Source organism: Actinokineospora bangkokensis, from assembly GCF_001940455.1.
GTDB classification, from domain to species: domain Bacteria; phylum Actinomycetota; class Actinomycetes; order Mycobacteriales; family Pseudonocardiaceae; genus Actinokineospora; species Actinokineospora bangkokensis.
Genome location: NZ_MKQR01000017.1, coordinates 74,174 through 91,836 on the forward strand (window position 1 = coordinate 74,174; position 17,663 = coordinate 91,836).

Consider the following 17,663-nt stretch of genomic DNA (forward strand, 5'->3'; position numbering starts at 1 on the left):
GAGCACGCCGCTTGTCGGGCCATGACAAACTTGGCCCGGACGCGATCCACATTCGGGGAATGGCGGACGAATTTGTTCCGGGGCGGCCCGCAGCGCTGTAGATTCCCCAGGGTGCGCACGGCGCGTTCCGCACGCGCCGCACCCTTTCATCAATGCCCTATTGCGCGCGGCACCCACGGCTGACCGGTCGTGCACGCCGGTGCCGGAGGAGGCGACCGTGTCAGAGCAGCGGGACGAACCGGACGGGCTCGCCGAGTTCCCGCTGCGGATCGCCTTCGACTCCCTGCTGTCCCCGGCGAGCACCGCCGCGGCCACCGATGAGCAGGACGTCACCTCGATCGACCTGTGGTCGTTGCTCCCCACCGACCTCGCGCCGCTGTTCCGGCCGGGTGTGCAGGACCTCACCGAGGAGATCCGCAGCGAGCTCAGCCGGGCCATCCCGGCCTTCGCCCGGCGCATGGACGGCCCGTTCGGCAAGGCGGTGACCGAGGGCATCCAGCAGGCGGTGCTCCAGTTCATCGACCGGCTGGCCGACCCCACCGCCCCGCAGGACGACCGCGCGCAGCTGTTCCGCGAGATGGGCCTGCACGACTTCTACGACGGCCCGATCCTCGACGTGCTCCAGACCGCCTACCGCATCGGCGCCAGGGTCGCGTGGCGGCGCATCGCCCAGGTCGGCGACCGCGCGGGCGTGCCGACGGCGACGTTGTGCCTGCTCGCGGAGGCCATCTTCGCCTACATCGACGAGCTGTCCGCGCTGTCGGTGGAGGGCCACGCCTCGGTGCGGGCGCGGGAGATGGGCGCGCTGGAGCGGCGGCGCAGGCAGCTGCTGGAGGTCATCCTCTCCCCCGCCGCGGCCACCCCGCAGGCGCTGACCCGGTTGGCCGAGGCGGCCCGCTGGCCGGTGCCCGACAAGATCACCACCGTCGCCCTGGAGCTGCGCGACGAGCAGTCCGAGCTGCCCGGGGCCACCCTGGACAGCCGGGTGCTGGTCGACCTGGAGGGCTCCGAGCCGTGCCTGGTGCTCTCCGACGAGCACCGCGACCTGCTGCACAAGCTGCCCCAGGAGCTGCCGGGCTGGCGCGCCGCGGTCGGCCCGACGGTGCCGGTGGCCGAGGCCGCGGAGTCGCTGCGCTGGGCCCGGCGGACGCTGAGCCTGGTCAGCCAGGGCGCGCTGCCGGACGTGGAGGTCACCTGGTTCGAGCGGCACATGTCGGTGCTGTGGCTGCTCAACGACCCGTTCCTGGTGCAGGAGATCTCCGAGCGCGCGCTGGCGCCGATGGCCGAGCTGACCGGCAAGCAGCGCGACAAGCTCTCCGAGACCCTGCTCATCTGGCTGGAGACCCGGCGCAGCGCCCCGGAGATCGCCCAACTGCTCGACGTGCACCCGCAGACCGTGCGCTACCGCCTGCGGCAGTTGGAGCGGCTGTTCGGGGCCTCGCTGGACGACCCGGACCGCCGCTTCGACATCGAGGTGGCCCTGCGCGCCCGGCGCACGCTGCGCGGCGTGGAGCTGACCAGGTAAGCGCGGCGCGCGGGCGGGCCCCCGGTCGGGGAACACCGGCACGGGGGCCTTTCCGCGCGCCGCGGGCGCGAGGCGGGGGGAACGCGGAAAGGGGGCAGGCGCGGTGCGGGCGCCTACCCCCTTTCCAGCGGATGCTCGCCCAACGGCAGCCGGGGCCTGAACCACCACCGGGGCATCGCGCTCGCGGCGGGCACCATTGCCCACCCGACCGCGTGGTCGGCCCCCACGGGAGGAAGGGACCGCGGCACGCGGCGGCATTGTGTGGAACTGGAGGTTCCGCCGGGTGGGGGTTTTCCCATCCCCGCACCGTGGCAACGACGATACCCATTTCCGTATTTGGCGGACAACCATCCCGGCGCAATTCACCGCGAACCGAGTGAGCCACCACCGATAATTGTCATCCGGAGGTGGCCCACCCGGTCAGGCCGGGGACGATGCCGGGCGGGGACCACAGTGGCGCAACCTGCCCGGTGGAGAACCGTCGCCACCCAGAACCGGCGGCCGTGGTGCCAAGCCGGGGACGATGCCGGGTGGGGACGAGGGGGCGGGTGGCGGGAGAAATCAAGCTCAGCGCGGTTGCAGGGAAGCGATGCGCCAGACGCCGTCGACGCGCTGCGCGGTCACGGTCAGCTGGGCGCCGCCGTAGGTGGGCTGGCCACCGGCGCGGGTGGAGGTCTGGTTGAGGAACACCAGCAGGGTCGCCCGGTCACCCTCCAGGACGGACACCCCCGCGGCGACGGCCTTGGAGGTCAGCACGAGCTGCTGGGCGGGTGCCTGCTCGCGCACCTGCCCGATCAGCGCGTCGTACTGGGTGGCCGCGTCGCCGGTCAGGACCTCCTTCGCGGCCTGCGCGGTGGCGTCGGTGTTCTGGTAGTTGAAGCTGAAGATGCGCTCCAGGCCGTCCTTCACCGTGCCGGTGAGGTCCACGGTCTCGCTCACGTCGACCAGGGCGGTGTTCGTGCCCGCGCGGTCGTCGATGGCGTTCGCGCGCAGCCACAGGGCCAGGCCGCCACCGGCCAGCAGGACGGCCACCACGAGCAGGATGACCGACAGCCGCGTCGAGAAGTCCCGGCGCGGCGCCCGCTCGTCCTCGTCGTCGGGCTCGTCGGCGGCGTCCCGCGCGGCGGGCTCGGGCAGCTCCAGCGGCTCGTCGGTCGACCAGACCGGCGCGGGGGCGGCGGCGTCGACCGGACCGGCGCCGCGGGTGTCGTCCAGCCCGGTGTCGTCGACCTGGCCGTCCTGCTCGACCGGGCGGTCGGCGGGGCGGCGGGAGGTGGTGCTGCGGCCCGCGACGCGGCGGGCGGTGGTGCGGGGTGCGCGACCGCGGACCGAGGCGTCGCGGCGGGGTGGCGTGCTCATGGGGTCTCCTGTTGACCGGGCGCCGGGCTCAGATGTCGACCTGGCCGATCGACGACAGCAACCAGCCCTGGTCGGTCCTGGCCAGCTCGGCCTGGATGCGGACGCGCTTGGTGACGCCCTCGGCGCCCTCGGGGGTGACGGTGGTGCGCACGGCGGCGATGACCGTCGCGGTGCCGCGGCCCGCGTCGAGGTCGACCACGCCGAGGTCGTCGATCTCGGCCCTGGTGACCGTGCGGGCGGTGGTGAGCCGCTGCACCTGGGCCTGCTGCGCCGCGACCAGGTCCTCGCGCAGCTTGCCGGTCGAGATGGCCAGCCAGCCGGCGTAGACGTCGGAGGCGGTGCGGTAGTCCAGGGTGTTGAACTGGATGATCTCCGACCGCGCGGCGCGCAGGGCGTCGTCGCGGGTGTTGGCGGTGTCCGCGGCGGCCTCGTCGGTGCCGAGGAACCGCACGCCCGCCCAGCCCGCGAAGGCGATCGCGAGCACCAGCAGCACCACGGCGGCCACCCGCAGCGGGCCACCGCGCCTGCCACCGGGCCGGGCGGTGGGCTCGTCCCCAGCGTCCTCGGCGTCCTCGTCCCCCGCGGTGCCTGCCGAACCGTCCCGATCGGACGGGGAGGAGTCTGCGGTGCCTGCGGGGTCTGTGAGGTCTTCGGGGTCAGCCGCCCGGGGGGCCCGTGCGCCGATCACCCCGTCGCCGGGGTCGTCGTCGGCCGCAACGCCCGAGGCGGGCGCCGCGTCGGCGCCCGCCCTGGTCGGGTCGTCCGCCGCGCCCTCGGCGCGGCGGTCGTCCTGGTCGTGCTCGCTCATCCGGTCCTGCACCAGCTTCCTACGGGTTCAGCGCCAGCAGCTGGTCCAGCGACCTGCTCAGCTCGCCGGACCCGCCCGGAGCGGTGCCCTGCTGCTCCGGTGTCGCCACGGCCCCGAAGTCGGCGGGCCGCACCGCCGGGGGGACCCCGCCGTTGGGCGCGTTCTGCGACCCCCGCACGTTACCGCTGCCCGGCGCCAGGGCGCAGCGGGCGTTGGTGTTGAGCGGGGCGGGCGAGGTGTCCAGGCCGTTGCGGCGCTGGGTGCCCTCGTAGCCGACGGTGCAGGGCAGCGGGTCGAAGAACGTGGTCTGCAACCCGAAGCGGGCGCCCTGGTCGGTGAACACGTCGCTGGCCGCGGCGATGCCCTTGGGGGCCACCACCAGCAGCTGCTCGATGCCCGCCTGCCGGGTCACCAGCACGTTCGAGGTGGTCAGCAGGTTCGCCAGCACCACGCTCAGCGGCTTGCCGCTCTCGGCCAGCAGGCCGTTGATCTGCTCGGCGGCGCCCGGGGCGTTGGACAGGATCGAGCGGATGTCCCCGTCGGACTTGGCCAGCTGCTCGGCGATGAGCTTGGCGTTGACGCCGAAGTTCTGGATCGCCTGCGACACCTCGACCTGGGTGGCCAGCACGGTGCCCGAGTCGGTGATCAGCTGCAGGGTCTGCGGCAGGTTCTCGGTGGCCAGCTTGGTGAAGCTGTTCGCCGAGTCCAGCAGCACCTGCAGGCTGGGCCCGGTGCCCTGGGTGGCCAGGTAGAGCTCGTCGACGACCTTGCGCAGGTCGTCGTTGGGCACCGAGGCGACCAGCTTGTCCAGGTTGAGCACCAGCTTCTCGTTGGCCAGCGGCAGCGAGGTGGCGTCCTTGGAGATGACCGAGCCGTCGGCCAGGTAGGGCTCGCCGTCGCGGCGCGGGCGCAGGTCGAGGTACTGCTCACCGACCGCGGAGCGGTTGGCCACCACGGCGTCGACGTCGGCGGGCACCCTGGGCGCGTCGTCGTCGATCCGCAGGTCGACCTCGACCCCGTCGTTGACCAGGTGCAGCTCGGAGACCCGGCCGATGGCCACGCCGCGGTAGGTGACCTCGGCGTTGGAGAAGATGCCGCCGGAGTCGGCCAGCCGGACCTTCACCACGTACCCGCTGGCGCCGAACATCGAGTCCAGGCCCGCGTACTTCGCGCCGACGTAGCTGATGCCCAGCAGCGCGGCGATGACGAAGATCGTCAGTTGGATGCGTACCCGTCGGGTGATCATCAGCCGTTGCCCCCCTGGGCGCCGTCCGCGGGCGGCAGCGGCAGCTGGGCCGAGGACGGCTGGGCCTGCGCGCTCGTCGACGACCGGTAGTTGAGGTAGACGTTGAGGTAGTCACCCTTGATCGCGTTCATCGCCCCGTCCGGGAACGGGAACGTGAACAGCAGCTCCATCGCCTGCGGCAGGTTCTTGCCCGCCTCGTTCAGCTTGCGCAGGGTGGGTTCGAGGGCCTTGAGGTCGGCGACGAAGTTGTCCTTGCTCCGGGTCACCACGTCGACGGCCACGTCCGAGAGCCCGTCGAGGGACTTGAGCATGTCGACGAACTGCGCGCGCTGGTCGGAGAGCACCTGGATGCCCGGGCCGAGGCCGTCGAGCAGCTGGGCGATCTGGTCCTTGCGCTGGCCGAGGGAGGCGCTGAGCCGGTCCAGGGCGTCGAGCGCCCTGGTGATCTCCGCCTTGTGCTGGTCCAGGCCGCCCGCGAAGGTGTTGAGGTTGGTCAGCAGCGCCTTGATGTCGCCGGAGTTGCCGCCCAGCGCGGCGTTCATCTCCCGGGTGATCTGCTGGAGCTGCCCCACGCCGCCGCCGTTGAGCAGCAGCGACAGCGCGCCGAAGACCTCCTCGATCTCCGGGTTGCGGTTGGTGCGCTCCAGCGGGATGGTCGCCCCGTCGGTCAGCGAGCCGCTGGCCACACCGCTGTCGGGGTCGGCCAGCTCGACGAACTTCTCACCGAGCACCGAGGACTGGCGCAGCCGCGCCAGCGCCGTGCCCGACAGCTTCACCGAGCGGTTGACCAGCATGCTGACCTGGGCGCTGCGGCCGTCGGGGGCCAGCTCGATGCCGTCGACCTTGCCGACGGTGACGTCGTTGACCTTCACCGCCGACTGCGGGACCAGGTCCAGCACGTCCTTGAAGTCGGCGGTGACGTGGAACGGGTTGTCGCCCAGGTCGGCGCCGCCGGGCAGGTCGACGTCGTAGAGGCCGGACCCGCAGCCCGCCAGCAGCACCATCCCCATCCCGGCGGCCACCGCCGCCCGGACGGCGCCGCGCAGCTCCGCGCGCATCAGTTCCCTCCCGTGGGGAGCAGGAACTCGACGAGGTTGCCGCGCCCGTCGAGGGTCCTGGTGTTCGGGTCGTAGGCGTTGACCAGGTTCGTCAGCGCCAGCGGGGTGGCGTCGAGCGCCTCCGACAGCGACGCGCGCTGCTGGCTGAGCAGCGTGGTGGTGCCCGCGAGCTTGTCGACGTTGCTCTTGATCCGGCCGCGGTTGTCCTTGATGAAGCCCTGCACCGTGCCCAGCGCCGAGGCCAGCTCGCGCAGCGCCTCGTCGAAGTTGCCGCGCTCGTCGGCGAAGGTCTTCGACACCGTGTCCAGCAGCTGGTCGAGCTTGCGCACCTGGCTGTCGTTCTGGGCCAGCATGGTGGTGAACTTCTGCAGGCCGTCGACGGTGGCGAACAGGTCGTCCTGGGAGTTGCTCAGCGTGCGGGCCAGGTCGCCGAGGTCGCGCACGGTCTGGCCGAACTCCGCGCCGTTGCCCTCCAGGTAGGTCGACCCGGTCTTGAGCAGCTCGCTGAGCGCGCCGTCCTTGTTCGACCCCTCCGGGCCCAGGGCGGTGGTCAGCTCGTCGAGGCTGGAGAACAGCTGGTCGATCTCGATGGGGACCTGGGTGCGCTCGACCGGGATGGTGGTCCCGTCCGCGATGGACTGGCCACCCTTGTCCACCGGGGTGAGCTGGACGTAGCGGTCGGAGACCAGGCTGGGGGTGACGATCAGGGCGTTGGCGCCCTGCGGGATCGGGGCGTCGGCGTCGATGGTCATGGTGACCTTGACGTTGGGCCCCTGCGGCTCGACGGTGTCCACCGAGCCGATCTTCACCCCGAGCGCGCGCACGTCGGAGTCGGCGTAGAGGCCGACCGCGGCGGTGAAGTACGCGGTCAGCGACTTGGTCTTGCCGACGTTGAGCAGCGCCCAGGTGCCCGCGGCGACCAGCAGGACCGCCGCCGCGCCGATGGCCAGGCCGCGGATCAGCCGGTACCGGTTCTTCGTGGTGGGCATCAGCGTCCTCCGGTGGTGGGCGGCAGGCAGCCCGCGGAGCCGTCCGGGTTGGGCACCAGGCCGCAGATGTAGCCGTCGAGCCAGCGGCCGTTGCCGACCGCGTTGCCGATCAGCCGGTAGAACGGCCCGGCCAGCCGCAGCGCCTTGTCCAGGTTGTCCTGGTTGCGCTGGAGCACGTCGGTGACCCGGTCGAGCTGTTCGAGGGCCGGGCCGATCTGCGCCTGGTTCTCCGCGACCAGGCCCTGCAGCTGCCTGGCCAGGTCGCGGCTGCCGACGAGCAGGTCGTGGATGGCGCCGCGGCGCTTGTCCAGCTCGTCGAGCAGCGCGCCGCCGTCGTTGATCAGCGCGGTGAACTGGTCGGTGCGGTCGGCGATGGTCTTGGCCACCCCGCCGGAGCTCTCCAGCAGCTGCTTGAGGTCCTGGTCGCGGGTGGAGATCGTCTTCGACAGCGAGGAGAGCCCGTCGAGCGCGGCCCGGACGTTGTCGGGGGTGGAGGCGGAGAAGGTCTGCGCCAGGGTGCGGAAGCTCTCCGCGAGCCGGTCGGTGTCGATCTCGCCGGTGGTCTTGGCCAGGTCCGCGAAGGCGTCGTTGACGTCGTAGGCGGTGACCGTGCGCTCCAGCGGGATCGGGTTGTCCGGGTCCTGCTCGCCGGTGCCCAGCGGGTCGAGCGCGAGGTTCTTCTGGCCCAGCAGGGTCTTGATCTTGATGGCGGCGACCGTCTGGTCCCCGATCCACACCCCCCTGGCCCGGAAGGTGACCTTGACGTAGGTGTTCTCCAGCTCCACGTCGGTCACCTTGCCGACCTTGACCCCCGCGACCCGGACCTCGTCGTCGGGCTTGAGGCCCGCGGCCTCCTTGAAGTGCGCGGTGTAGACCGTGCCGCCGATGACCGGCAGCGACTCCCAGGAGAAGACGAACAGCCCGAGCACCGCGATGATCACGGCCCCGACCAGGCCGACCTTGATGGTGTTGCGTTCCCGGAACGGTTTCACGCGCGGCACCTCGCAGCGGTGATCGGCAGGCCGACGCCGGACTGCCCCGGGGCGGGCTTGACGTCGGTGCTCGCCGAGCACAGGTAGAAGTTGAGCCACGAGCCGTACGAGGCCAACCGGCCGATCGCCTCGTACTTGCCGGGCAGGTTCTGCAGGAACTTCTCGAACTGGGGGGTGTTGTCGGCCAGCGTGCCCGACAGGGCCCCCAGGGCGTCGATGTCGCGGCGCAGCGGCTCGCGGCCCTCGGCCAGCAGCTGCGAGGTCGAGGTGGTCAGCGCGGCGATGCCGGAGAGCGCGTCGCCGATCGGCTTGGAGTCCTTGGCCAGCCCGGACACCAGCTGCTGGGTGGTGAGCAGCAGCGAGGAGAGCTGGTCGCCCTGGGAGTTCACCTGGCTCAGCACGGTGTTGAGGTTGGTGATGACCCGGCCGATCACGTCGTCCTTGTCGGCCAGCGTGCTGGTCAGCGAGGCGACGTGGGTGAGCAGGCTGTCCACCGTGCCGCCCTCGCCCTGCAGGACCTGCACGACCTCCAGCGACAGCTTGTTGACGTCGTCGGGCGAGAGCGCCTGGAACAGCGGCTTGAAGCCGTTGAACATGGCGGTCAGGTCCAGCGCGGGGCGGGTGCGGTCCAGCGGGATCTCCGCGTCCTCGGGCAGGGTGCCGGTGCCGGTGCCCTGGTCGAGGGAGATGTAGCGCTGACCGATGAGGTTGCGGAACTTCACCGTCGCGATCACCGTCGGCGACAGCGCCCAGCGCTTGTCCACGGTGAACTCGACCCGGCTGAACCGGCGGTCGACGACCTCGATGTCCTCGACCTGGCCCACCCGGACACCGGACATGCGCACGTCGTCGCCGACGTTGAGCGAGGTGACGTCGGTGAACTTCGCCGAGTAGTCCAGGGTGTCGCCGTTGCCCTTGTTGGCGATGGTGATGCCCAGCACGAGGGTGGCCACCACCGTCACCACGGTGAAGATGAGGCCCTTGACCAGGGGCCCGGTCACGGACTTCACGACAGGTTCACCTCAGCTCCGCGCAGGATCGGCCCGACCAGCACGCTGCTCCAGTCCGGCAGGTCGGCCGCGGTCAGGTCGTCGGTGGTCGGGGCGATCAGGTGGTTGATGAACTGGCTCTCCGCCACCGAGTTCACCTCGCCCAGGTCGGCCGAGCCGGTGCCGTCGGTGCCCGCCGTGGTCTGCCCCTGGTCGGTGGCCACCGCGGGGGTGGCACCGCCCGCGAGGCCGCCGGTGTAGCAGCGGGGGCCGCCGCCCGCGCCGAAGGTGGGCCGGTCGCGGCCGGGGACGTAGGCGCCCCTGGACTCCTTGACCACCAGGTTGACGTGCATGCCCGGCTCGTTGGTGCCCACGCCGAGGGCCTTCTCCACCCGCGGCTTGAGGTTCACCACGGCCTGGGCCAGGCACGGGTACTCCGGGGAGTACCTGGCCAGCAGCTCCAGGGTGGGCCTGCTGTTCTCGGACAGGTCGATGATGGTCTTGCGGTTGCCGCCGACGAAGTTGGCGAGGTTGTCCGACGCGGTGGTCAGGCTGCTGAACAGCGCGGCCACCTGGTCCTTCTGCTCGGCGATCGTCTTCGTCGTCGTGGTCAGGCCGTCGAGGGCGTCGATGATGTCCGGCGCGGCCTTCTCGTAGACCCCGAGGGTGTCGGCGAACTTGGTGATGTCGTTCTGGATCTCGGGCATCTTGGGGTTGAGCTGGTCGAGGTAGGAGTTCAGCAGCACCAGCGTCTCGCCCAGCGACTTGCCCCGGCCCTCCAGCGCCTGCGACAGCGCGCCCAGGGTGGAGTTGAGCTTCTGCGGCTGCACCGCCTGCAGCACCGGCAGCAGGTCGCGCAGCGCCTTCTCCAGCTCCACCGACTCCACCGAGGTGTCCTGCTTGATGGTGTCGCCCTCGCGCAGCGGGCGGTCGGCGTCCTCGGGCAGCTGGAGGGCGACGTACCGCTGGCCGAACAGGGTCTTGGGCAGCAGCCGCGCGGTGACGTTGCTGGGCAGCATCCGCAGCTTGTCGGGGTCCAGCGCCAGGGTCACCGACACGCCGTCGCCGTCGGTGTCCACCCCGCGCACGGTGCCCACGACCACGCCGCGCACCTTGACGTCGGCGTTCTCCTTGAGCTGGTTGCCGACCCGGTCGGCCTGCAGGGTGACCCGGGTGGAGGAGACGAACTGCTTGTCGTAGATGGCGATCGCCAGCCACATCAGCAGGCCGATGATGACGATGAACACCAGGCCCATCGTCTGCTTGCGCAGTCTCGTGCTCATCCGGCCACCCGCACCGTCGTGGTCGCTCCCCAGATCGCGAGGCTGGAGAAGAAGTCGAGGATGGAGACGATGACGATCGAGGTCCGCACCGAGCGGCCCACCGCGACGCCCACGCCCGCCGGGCCGCCGCTGGCGCGGTAGCCGTAGAAGCAGTGGGTGAGGATGATCGCCACGCTGAAGATCATCACCTTGACGAACGACCAGACCACGTCCTCGGGCGGGAGGAACAGGGTGAAGTAGTGGTCGTAGGTGCCCGCAGACTGCCCGTAGGCCACCACCGTGATGGTGCGCGCCGCGAGGTAGGAGGTGAGCAGGCCGATCGTGTAGAGCGGGATGATCGCCACGAACCCGGCGATGATCCGGGAGGTGACCAGGTAGGGCATCGAGCGCACCGCCATGACCTCCAGCGCGTCGATCTCCTCGGAGATGCGCATCGCGCCGAGCTGGGCGGTGAAGCCGGAGCCGACCGTCGACGACAGCGCCAGGCTGGCCGCCAGCGGGGCGATCTCGCGGGTGTTGAAGTACGCCGAGAGGAAGCCCGCGAAGGCCGACGTGCCGATCTGGTTGAGCGCGGCGAAGCCCTGCAGGCCGACGACGGTGCCGGTGAACACCGCCAGGCCGACCATCACCCCGATCGTGCCGCCGATGACCGCCAGCGCGCCGGAGCCGAAGCTCACCTCCGACAGCAGCCGGATGATCTCGCGGGAGTAGCGGGTGACGGCGAACGGGATCCAGGCCAGCGCGCGCAGGTAGAAGCTGAGCTGGTCGCCCAGGGACTCCAGGGCGTTGAACGGGCGGGCGAAGGCGGCCCGACCTCGGCGGAGGGTTGCCACCTCACGCTCCCTTCGCGGGGACGAGCTGCAGGTACACGACGGAGATGATCAGGTTGACCAGGAACAGCAGCAGGAAGGTGATGACGACGGACTGGTTGACCACGTCGCCGACGCCCTTGGGCCCGCCCTTGGGGTTCATGCCGCGGTAGGCCGCGACCAGCCCGGCCAGGAAGCCGAAGATGAGCGCCTTGATGGTGCCGACCCACAGGTCCGACAGCTGCGCCAGGGCGGAGAACGAGGACAGGAAGGCACCGGGGGTGCCGCCCTGCACGATCACGTTGAACACGTAGCCGCCGACCACGCCGACGACCGAGACCATGCCGTTGAGCAGCGCGGCCACGCCCATGGCGGCGAGCACGCGGGGCACCACCAGGCGCTGGATCGGGGACACGCCCAGCACCATCATCGCGTCGATCTCCTCGCGGATGGTCCGCGAGCCCAGGTCGGCGCAGATGGCCGAACCACCGGCGCCCGCGACCACCAGCGTGGTGACGATCGGGCTGGCCTGCTGGATGACCGCGAGCACCGAGGCGGCGCCGTTGAACGAGTCCGCGCCGATCTGCGCGGTCAGCGACCCCAGCTGCAGGGTGATGACCGCGCCGAACGGGATGGCCACCAGCGCCGCGGGCATGATCGAGACGCTGGCGATGAACCAGAACTGCTGGATGAACTCCCGCGCCTGGAACGGCCGCTTGAAGATCTGCACGATCACGTCGAGCGCGAGGGCGAACATGTTGCCGAACTCGCGCATCGAGCTGGTGGCGCCGTTGACGATCGGCTGCAGCGGCGACTGCTTGCGCGAGGTCCGCGCGGGCACCTTGCGCGTCGGCGGGCCCGCCGCGGGGGGCGGGGGCGGGGTGGTGGTGCTCATTGCCCCTCTTCCCGTCGCCAGGGCCGCGGCCGCGGCCGGGTCGGCGGCGCCTGCTGCGGCTGCGGCGGGGCGGCCGGGCGCTGCTGGGGCGGGCGCTGGACCTGCTGGGTGGGCTGCCCCGCGCGGCTCGCGGGCCGGGTCGGCAGCTGCTGGCTGACCTGGGTCTGCTCGCGCGGCAGCGTCGCGGTGGGCGAGCTGGGCATGGGCATGCCGGTGGTGCGGCGGCGCCACTCCTGGTAGCGCTCGTAGTCGTCGCGCGAGAGGCTGGCGAGGATGCCGTGCTGGGCGGACTCGGGCAGCGTGTGCAGGATCTGCATGACCCGCTGGCGGCGGCGCCGGGCGGCGTCGCGCGGCGGCAGGCCGGGGGTGGGCTCCAGCTGGGGCACCACGCCGCGCAGGTCCTCGTCGAGGGCGCCGTCGGAGTGCCCGGCCTCGACGTGCGCGCGCTCCTGGGCCATCTGCGCTTGGTCCTTCTCCTCGGACATGCCGATGGGGCCCAGGCGGCGGCCGTTGAGGAACTGCTCGACCACCGGCTCCTCGGAGGTCAGCAGCACCTCGCGCGGGCCGAACATGACCAGCTCCTTGCGGAAGAGCATGCCCAGGTTGTCCGGCACCGTGCGCGCCACGTTGATGTTGTGGGTCACGATGAGGATGGTGGCGTCGATCTGGGCGTTGAGGTCGATCAGCAGCTGCGACAGGTACGCGGTGCGCACCGGGTCGAGGCCGGAGTCCGGCTCGTCGCACAGGATGATCTGCGGGTCGAGCACCAGCGCGCGGGCCAGGCCCGCGCGCTTGCGCATGCCGCCGGAGATCTCGCCGGGCAGCTTCATCTCCGCGCCGAGCATGCCGACCATGTCCATCTTGGACATGACGATGTCGCGGATCTCCTTCTCCGACTTCTTCGTGTGCTCGCGCAGGGGGAACGCCACGTTGTCGAAGATGCTCATCGACCCGAACAGCGCGCCGTCCTGGAACAGCACGCCGAACAGCTTGCGGATCTCGTAGAGGTCGCGCTCCGGGCAGGAGCACAGGTCGACCCCGTTGATCACCACGCGGCCCTTCTCCGGCTTGAGCAGCCCGATCAGGCACTTGAGGAACACCGACTTGCCGGTGCCCGAGGGACCCAGCAGCACGCTGACCTCACCGGAGGGCAACGTGAGCGTGACGTCCCGCCAGATGGCCTGGTTGCCGAACGACTTGCTCAGGCCCTCGACGGCGACCTCGACACCCATCACACCTCCCGTAGGGGTACAGCTCGTTGTTCTCTGCTCCGCGCCCGACCCGGCGCGATCACGCCGGGCAGTCGCCCAGGCACAGCGACTTCAGCTTGACGACCACCGGGGTGTCCGGGCCGGACACCAGGCCGGTGAACAACCGGCTCATGTCCTCGCCGGTCCTGGCGGTGCAGCCCGCGAACGGCGGGATGGTGGCCTTGGTGGAGATCTCGGTCTCGGTCCCGGGGCGGATGCCGATCTTGCCGCTGATCGGGACCTCGATCGGGCTCGCGGTGCGGCAGTTGACGCCCTTGTCGATGACCAGGACCCCGCCGTTGGGGTCGCTGCTGCCCTGGCGGACCCGGTCGATCTTGAGCACGACCTTCGACACGGCCTTGGTGTCGGCGGTGCCGCTGGCGACGTCGACGAACACCCGGCCGGTGACCGGGCCGTCGGAGGTCGCGGTGATGTCGTTGAAGACCGGCATGAACCGGAAGACCACGAGGTAGTTGTCCTTCACCGGGTTCAGCGTCAGCTCGCCGGTGAGCGGGTTGCCCTCCGGCGGCGGCGGCGCGACCGGCAGCTCGGACTTGAGCGTGCCGGTGAGCACGACCTGCGCGTTGTCCACCTTCTTCAGGGTGGTGGTGACGGTGACGTCGAAGTTGACCTTGAACCCGGCCTGGGCGCTGACCCCGCCGCCGGGCGCGGCCTGCACCCGCTGCTGCGGCTGCTGGGTGGGGGTGGCCTTGGTGGCGCCCACCTCGAAGCTGCCCAGGGCGCCGGTGTTCGACGAGGAGGTGCACTCGACCTGCCGCTCCCCCGCGGCCAGCTGCGCGGTGAGGCCGGTGAGCTGGATCTGGGCGGTGCCCGCCCCGGACGGGGTCACCTGCACCGGGGTGCCCGCCAGCGGCAGCACCAGCTCGCCCTCGGCGGGCAGCGCCATCGCCTTGATGGCCAGCGGGTTGGCCTTGACCTCGCTGGTGCCCGACGCGTCGGTCAGCTCCAGCTTCGGGGTGAGGGTGGCGTCCACGGTGGTGGCCTCGGTGCCGCGCAGCGCGGTCACGGCGGCAGCGGGGAGGGTGACCTTGGCGCTCGGGGTGATCGTGGTGGCGGTGCCCGCGGTGGCGGTGTCCGGCACGCTCACCCCGAACTCGATCGGCACGGCGACCTGCTGCCCGCCCGGCAGCGCGCAGCTGAACGAGGCGGCGACCGGGGTCTGGCCCGCGGTGGCGGCGCTGGTGCTGTAGTACACCCCGCCCGCGACGGCACCGAGGACGACCGCGGCGAGCGCGGACCGGACCGCGAGGCGGCGGCGCTTTCGGGTCACGGAAACGTTCATGGGTTGTCCACTCACCTGCCGATGAATATGCGGGCAAAATGACGCGCAGGGCGCGCCGCGAGCACGGGATCGGACGTTACCAGCGTGTCACCACGGTGACAACAGCGCTTTCCATACCGAGCGGTAACACTTCTGTTGTTGTCATCGACCGCGCAGTGGGAGCCGCTCTTTGTGGTCGGGGTGCAACATCATCAGGCACTCCGACCTGCGTCTAAACCTCCCCCGGGGGCAACTTTGTCCGCCGGTGAGCATCGGGGCGCGCAGACTTGTCACCGGCGGAGGCAAGTGGGCGACCGGTGCCGACAATTCCGGATCGCGCCCCTATTCCGAGAACATTGGGAGCCGGTGCAACTGGGCCGAACGGGCCCGCCCCGGATTTTCCGCGGTGCCCGACCGGTCCCTTCACGCCCCTTCGCGCACGATTCTGAGGTCGTCGCGGCTGCCCCGGGCGATGGCGCAGGCGGCGCCGAGGTCGGCGGGCGTGCGGGCCGCGGCGAGCAGCCTGCTGGCCTCGCGGTGGGCCAGGGTGGAGCGGCGGCGCTGCTCGGCGACGACGCCGCCGCAGCGGCGCGGCAGCGCGGCCAGGTCGTCGGCGAGGCCGGAGACCTCCAGCGCCACCTCGTCGAGCACCAGCCGGAAGCGGCTGCGGGCGCGGCGCGCGCGGCGCCGCAGCAGCGCACCGGCCAGGGCGGCGGCGGCGAGCAGCGCAGTCGCCGCCGCCCACCACCCCGGGCTCACGCGGCGTCGCCGTCGCCCGCGCCCGCGTGCTCCATCAGGTCGCCCTCGGCCAGCACGCGCTTGAGCACCTTGCCGGTCTGGTTGCGCGGCAGCTCGTCGACGAAGATGACCTCGCGCGGCACCGAGAACCGGGCCAGCCGCTGGTGGACGTAGGCGCGGATGGAGTCCTCGTCGAGGCGGGCGCCGGGGCGGACCACCACGTAGGCGACCAGCCGCTGGCCGTACTCGGTGTCCGGCACGCCGACCACCGCGGCCTCCTCCACCTGCGGCAGGTCGACCAGCACCTCCTCCACCGGGCGCGGGAACACGTTCTCCCCGCCGGAGACGATCATCTCGTCGTCGCGGCCGGAGACGAACAGCCGCCCGTCGGCGTCGAAGTAGCCGCGGTCGCCGGTGTCCATGAGCTTGTGCCGCATCTCCCTGGCCTGCCCGTCGGTGTAGCCGTCGAAGAGCATGTCGTTGCCGACGAAGATGCGCCCGACCACCCCCGGCGGCACCGGGTCGCCGTCCGGGCCGAGCAGGCCGATGCGGGTGCCCTGCGGCGGGCGGCCCGCGGTGGTGGGCGCCGCGCGCAGGTCGGCGGGCCCGGCCACGGTGGCCGAGGAGACCTCGGTGGAGCCGTAGAAGTTGTAGAGGATGTCGCCGAAGTCGTCCATGAACGCGGTGACCAGCTGGCCCGGCAGCGCCGACCCGGAGGAGGCCACCACGCGCAGCGACGAGGTGTCGTAGCGCGAGCGCACCTCCCGGGGCAGGTTCATGATCCGCTGGAGCATGATCGGCACGGCGATCAGCGCGGTGCACCTGTTGTCCTGGATGGCCCGCAGCGTGCTCTCCGCGTCGAACCGGCGCTGCACGACCAACCCAGCGCGCAGCGGCATGGCGATCTGCAACGCGGTCAGGCCCCAGCTGTGGAAGATCGGCGCGGCGACGAAGATCCGGTCGTTGGCCTTGAGCGGGATGCGGGAGAGCACCTGCGCGGCGTCGGAGAGCCCGGGGGTGGGGCGGCGGGCGCCCTTGGGGGTGCCGGTGGTGCCCGAGGTGAGCACGATCAGCCTGCCCGGCTCCTTGGGGGCGGGCAGCTTGGCCCGCTCGCCCTCCTCGATGAGCTCGTCGATGGTGGTGTCGGTGTCCTCGGTGGGCTTGCCGGTGCCGATGATCGGCACGTCCTGGGGCACGTAGCGCAGCAGCGGCACGAACTCGTCGTCGGAGACCAGGGCGGTGACGGTGTGCCTGCGCACCATGTCGTCGATCTGCGCACCGGCCAGGCCGGTGTTGAACAGCACCGCGTCGGCGCCGAGCTTGCCCAGCGCCACCAGCGCCTGCACGAGGTAGCGGTGGTTGCGGCAGAGCACGCCGACCTTCTTGCCCTCGACGACGCCGAGGGCCTGGAACGCGTTGGCCAGCTTGGTGGTGCGCGCGTCGACCTCGGCGAAGGTCAGCTCGCCCTCCTCGTCGGAGATGGCGAGGTTGCGCGGGGACCGGGCCGCGGCGGCGCAGTAGCCGCCCGCGAGGGTGGCGCCCCACTTGAACAGCGCGTGCAGCTGGCGCACCGTGCGGTCGGGCCGGGCCGGGGAGAAGATGCCCGCGCCGACCAGCGTCCTGGCCACGTGCACCTTGGTGCCGCCGGGCTCGCGGTGGCGGTCGGCGCGCGCGTCGGGCACCTGGGCCAGGTGGTCGCAGACCCGGCGCAGGCCGTCGCGGGCCCAGCCGCGGATCTCCGACTCCGACCAGGTGGCGCCGCGCTCGTGGCGCAGCATCGGCTTGAAGAACACGATCTTGACCTGGGTGCGGCCGGGGCCCGCGTCGGACAGCCGCACCGAGACCCAGCCGCCGGTGTCGGGCACGCCCGCGAGCACCAGCTGCTCGTCCCGGCGGTTGATGACCGCGCGCAGCCGGTGCTCGATGACGGCGAAGTCGCCGAGGCAGGCGCGCAGCGCGTACTCGTCGGGCGCGCCGTAGGCGTCGACGGCGAGCTTGTCGCAGCTGGAGATGCCGCGGAAGAACCGGGGGTAGCGGGCGGGCTCGCCCAGCACCTCCCAGAGGGCGGACCGGGTGTGGTCCACCGTCATGTCGAAAACCACGCAGTCGGCAGCCATGACAACCGTCCTCGGTCTCGCTTCCTCGGCCCGTTCGCACCTCGGTTCACCGAATGAATCACCCGAATTAACCCCGGGTCAAGGGCGTGCGCGCTCCTGCGGGGAAAGTGCTCCCGGAGCGCACACCCACGGCCGTTTTTTGTCACCGGCGCGCAGCGCCGGGATCTTGATCCGTGAGTAGGTTTCCCGCGACGACCTGCGACTATACGGGTGCCCAGGGTGTCAGGGCGTCGGCCATCCGGAGCAGCCCCCCGCGGCCGCGCGACGCGGGCCCCGCCACCGGTACCACGGCGGGCCGACGTGCATGCTGCGAATCGCAACAA

The 17,663-nt window shown here is 71.5% G+C and carries 15 protein-coding genes; 1 reads left to right on the plus strand and 14 read right to left on the minus strand.

Features of this window, described 5'->3' with window-relative positions; translation table 11 throughout:
* Positions 1–217 precede the first annotated feature (217 nt).
* Positions 218–1,525 carry a PucR family transcriptional regulator gene (locus BJP25_RS17230; RefSeq protein ID WP_233158126.1) on the plus strand — a complete coding sequence of 436 codons (1,308 nt, stop codon included), beginning with the start codon at positions 218–220 and terminating at the stop codon, positions 1,523–1,525.
* A gap of 567 nt (positions 1,526–2,092) precedes the next feature.
* On the opposite strand, the gene BJP25_RS17235 is transcribed toward BJP25_RS17230, so the two are convergent.
* The 14 genes from BJP25_RS17235 to BJP25_RS17300 all read right to left on the minus strand — a co-directional run bounded on the left by BJP25_RS17235 (position 2,093) and on the right by BJP25_RS17300 (position 17,340).
* A complete protein-coding gene (locus tag BJP25_RS17235) occupies positions 2,093–2,884 on the minus strand; it encodes a nuclear transport factor 2 family protein (RefSeq protein ID WP_143219147.1) in 792 nt (263 codons plus the stop codon).
* Between the two features lie 28 nt (positions 2,885–2,912).
* Positions 2,913–3,692 carry a hypothetical protein gene (locus BJP25_RS32720; protein ID WP_084794114.1) on the minus strand — a complete coding sequence of 260 codons (780 nt, stop codon included), beginning with the start codon at positions 3,690–3,692 and terminating at the stop codon, positions 2,913–2,915.
* A 19-nt stretch (positions 3,693–3,711) separates the two neighbouring features.
* Positions 3,712–4,938 (minus strand): MCE family protein, encoded by a 1,227-nt coding sequence (locus BJP25_RS17245; protein ID WP_075975979.1) that lies wholly within the window; start codon positions 4,936–4,938, stop codon positions 3,712–3,714.
* Positions 4,938–5,996 carry an MCE family protein gene (locus BJP25_RS17250; RefSeq protein ID WP_075975980.1) on the minus strand — a complete coding sequence of 353 codons (1,059 nt, stop codon included), beginning with the start codon at positions 5,994–5,996 and terminating at the stop codon, positions 4,938–4,940. Before BJP25_RS17250 ends, BJP25_RS17245 begins: the two co-directional genes overlap by 1 nt.
* A complete protein-coding gene (locus BJP25_RS17255) occupies positions 5,996–6,985 on the minus strand; it encodes an MCE family protein (protein ID WP_075975981.1) in 990 nt (329 codons plus the stop codon). The genes BJP25_RS17250 and BJP25_RS17255 overlap by 1 nt, the downstream gene beginning before the upstream one ends.
* The gene (locus BJP25_RS17260) at positions 6,985–7,977 is read right to left on the minus strand and encodes an MCE family protein (protein ID WP_075975982.1); all 993 of its coding nucleotides are present in this window, start codon (positions 7,975–7,977) and stop codon (positions 6,985–6,987) included. Before BJP25_RS17260 ends, BJP25_RS17255 begins: the two co-directional genes overlap by 1 nt.
* Positions 7,974–8,987, minus strand: a complete 1,014-nt coding sequence (locus BJP25_RS17265; RefSeq protein ID WP_075975983.1) for an MCE family protein — start codon at positions 8,985–8,987, stop codon at positions 7,974–7,976. Before BJP25_RS17265 ends, BJP25_RS17260 begins: the two co-directional genes overlap by 4 nt.
* Positions 8,984–10,249 carry an MCE family protein gene (locus BJP25_RS17270; protein WP_075975984.1) on the minus strand — a complete coding sequence of 422 codons (1,266 nt, stop codon included), beginning with the start codon at positions 10,247–10,249 and terminating at the stop codon, positions 8,984–8,986. The genes BJP25_RS17265 and BJP25_RS17270 overlap by 4 nt, the downstream gene beginning before the upstream one ends.
* The gene (locus tag BJP25_RS17275; protein ID WP_075975985.1) at positions 10,246–11,082 is read right to left on the minus strand and encodes an MlaE family ABC transporter permease; all 837 of its coding nucleotides are present in this window, start codon (positions 11,080–11,082) and stop codon (positions 10,246–10,248) included. The genes BJP25_RS17270 and BJP25_RS17275 overlap by 4 nt, the downstream gene beginning before the upstream one ends.
* Position 11,083: 1 nt before the next feature.
* Complete coding sequence (locus tag BJP25_RS17280) at positions 11,084–11,833, minus strand: MlaE family ABC transporter permease (RefSeq protein WP_075976184.1); 750 nt, start codon at positions 11,831–11,833, stop codon at positions 11,084–11,086.
* 116 nt (positions 11,834–11,949) lie between these two features.
* Positions 11,950–13,185 carry an ABC transporter ATP-binding protein gene (locus tag BJP25_RS17285; RefSeq protein WP_084794116.1) on the minus strand — a complete coding sequence of 412 codons (1,236 nt, stop codon included), beginning with the start codon at positions 13,183–13,185 and terminating at the stop codon, positions 11,950–11,952.
* 58 nt (positions 13,186–13,243) lie between these two features.
* Positions 13,244–14,506, minus strand: coding sequence for a hypothetical protein (locus BJP25_RS17290; protein WP_143219148.1), 1,263 nt, complete (start codon positions 14,504–14,506; stop codon positions 13,244–13,246).
* A 402-nt stretch (positions 14,507–14,908) separates the two neighbouring features.
* Complete coding sequence (locus tag BJP25_RS17295; RefSeq protein WP_075975987.1) at positions 14,909–15,244, minus strand: hypothetical protein; 336 nt, start codon at positions 15,242–15,244, stop codon at positions 14,909–14,911.
* Positions 15,241–17,340, minus strand: a complete 2,100-nt coding sequence (locus BJP25_RS17300) for an AMP-binding protein (protein ID WP_075975988.1) — start codon at positions 17,338–17,340, stop codon at positions 15,241–15,243. The genes BJP25_RS17295 and BJP25_RS17300 overlap by 4 nt, the downstream gene beginning before the upstream one ends.
* Positions 17,341–17,663 lie beyond the last annotated feature (323 nt).

Bases quoted from the DNA above. Each gene is read 5' to 3' on its own strand.
- BJP25_RS17255 (WP_075975981.1), bottom strand. From the start codon at position 6,985: ATGCCCACCACGAAGAACCGGTACCGGCTGATCCGCGGCCTGGCCATC.
- BJP25_RS17270 (WP_075975984.1), bottom strand. From the start codon at position 10,249: ATGAGCACGAGACTGCGCAAGCAGACGATGGGCCTGGTGTTCATCGTC.
- BJP25_RS32720 (WP_084794114.1), bottom strand. From the start codon at position 3,692: ATGAGCGAGCACGACCAGGACGACCGCCGCGCCGAGGGCGCGGCGGAC.
- BJP25_RS17300 (WP_075975988.1), bottom strand. From the start codon at position 17,340: ATGGCTGCCGACTGCGTGGTTTTCGACATGACGGTGGACCACACCCGG.
- BJP25_RS17245 (WP_075975979.1), bottom strand. From the start codon at position 4,938: ATGATCACCCGACGGGTACGCATCCAACTGACGATCTTCGTCATCGCC.
- BJP25_RS17285 (WP_084794116.1), bottom strand. From the start codon at position 13,185: ATGGGTGTCGAGGTCGCCGTCGAGGGCCTGAGCAAGTCGTTCGGCAAC.
- BJP25_RS17235 (WP_143219147.1), bottom strand. From the start codon at position 2,884: ATGAGCACGCCACCCCGCCGCGACGCCTCGGTCCGCGGTCGCGCACCC.
- BJP25_RS17250 (WP_075975980.1), bottom strand. From the start codon at position 5,996: ATGCGCGCGGAGCTGCGCGGCGCCGTCCGGGCGGCGGTGGCCGCCGGG.
- BJP25_RS17280 (WP_075976184.1), bottom strand. From the start codon at position 11,833: ATGCGCGAGTTCGGCAACATGTTCGCCCTCGCGCTCGACGTGATCGTG.
- BJP25_RS17290 (WP_143219148.1), bottom strand. From the start codon at position 14,506: ATGAACGTTTCCGTGACCCGAAAGCGCCGCCGCCTCGCGGTCCGGTCC.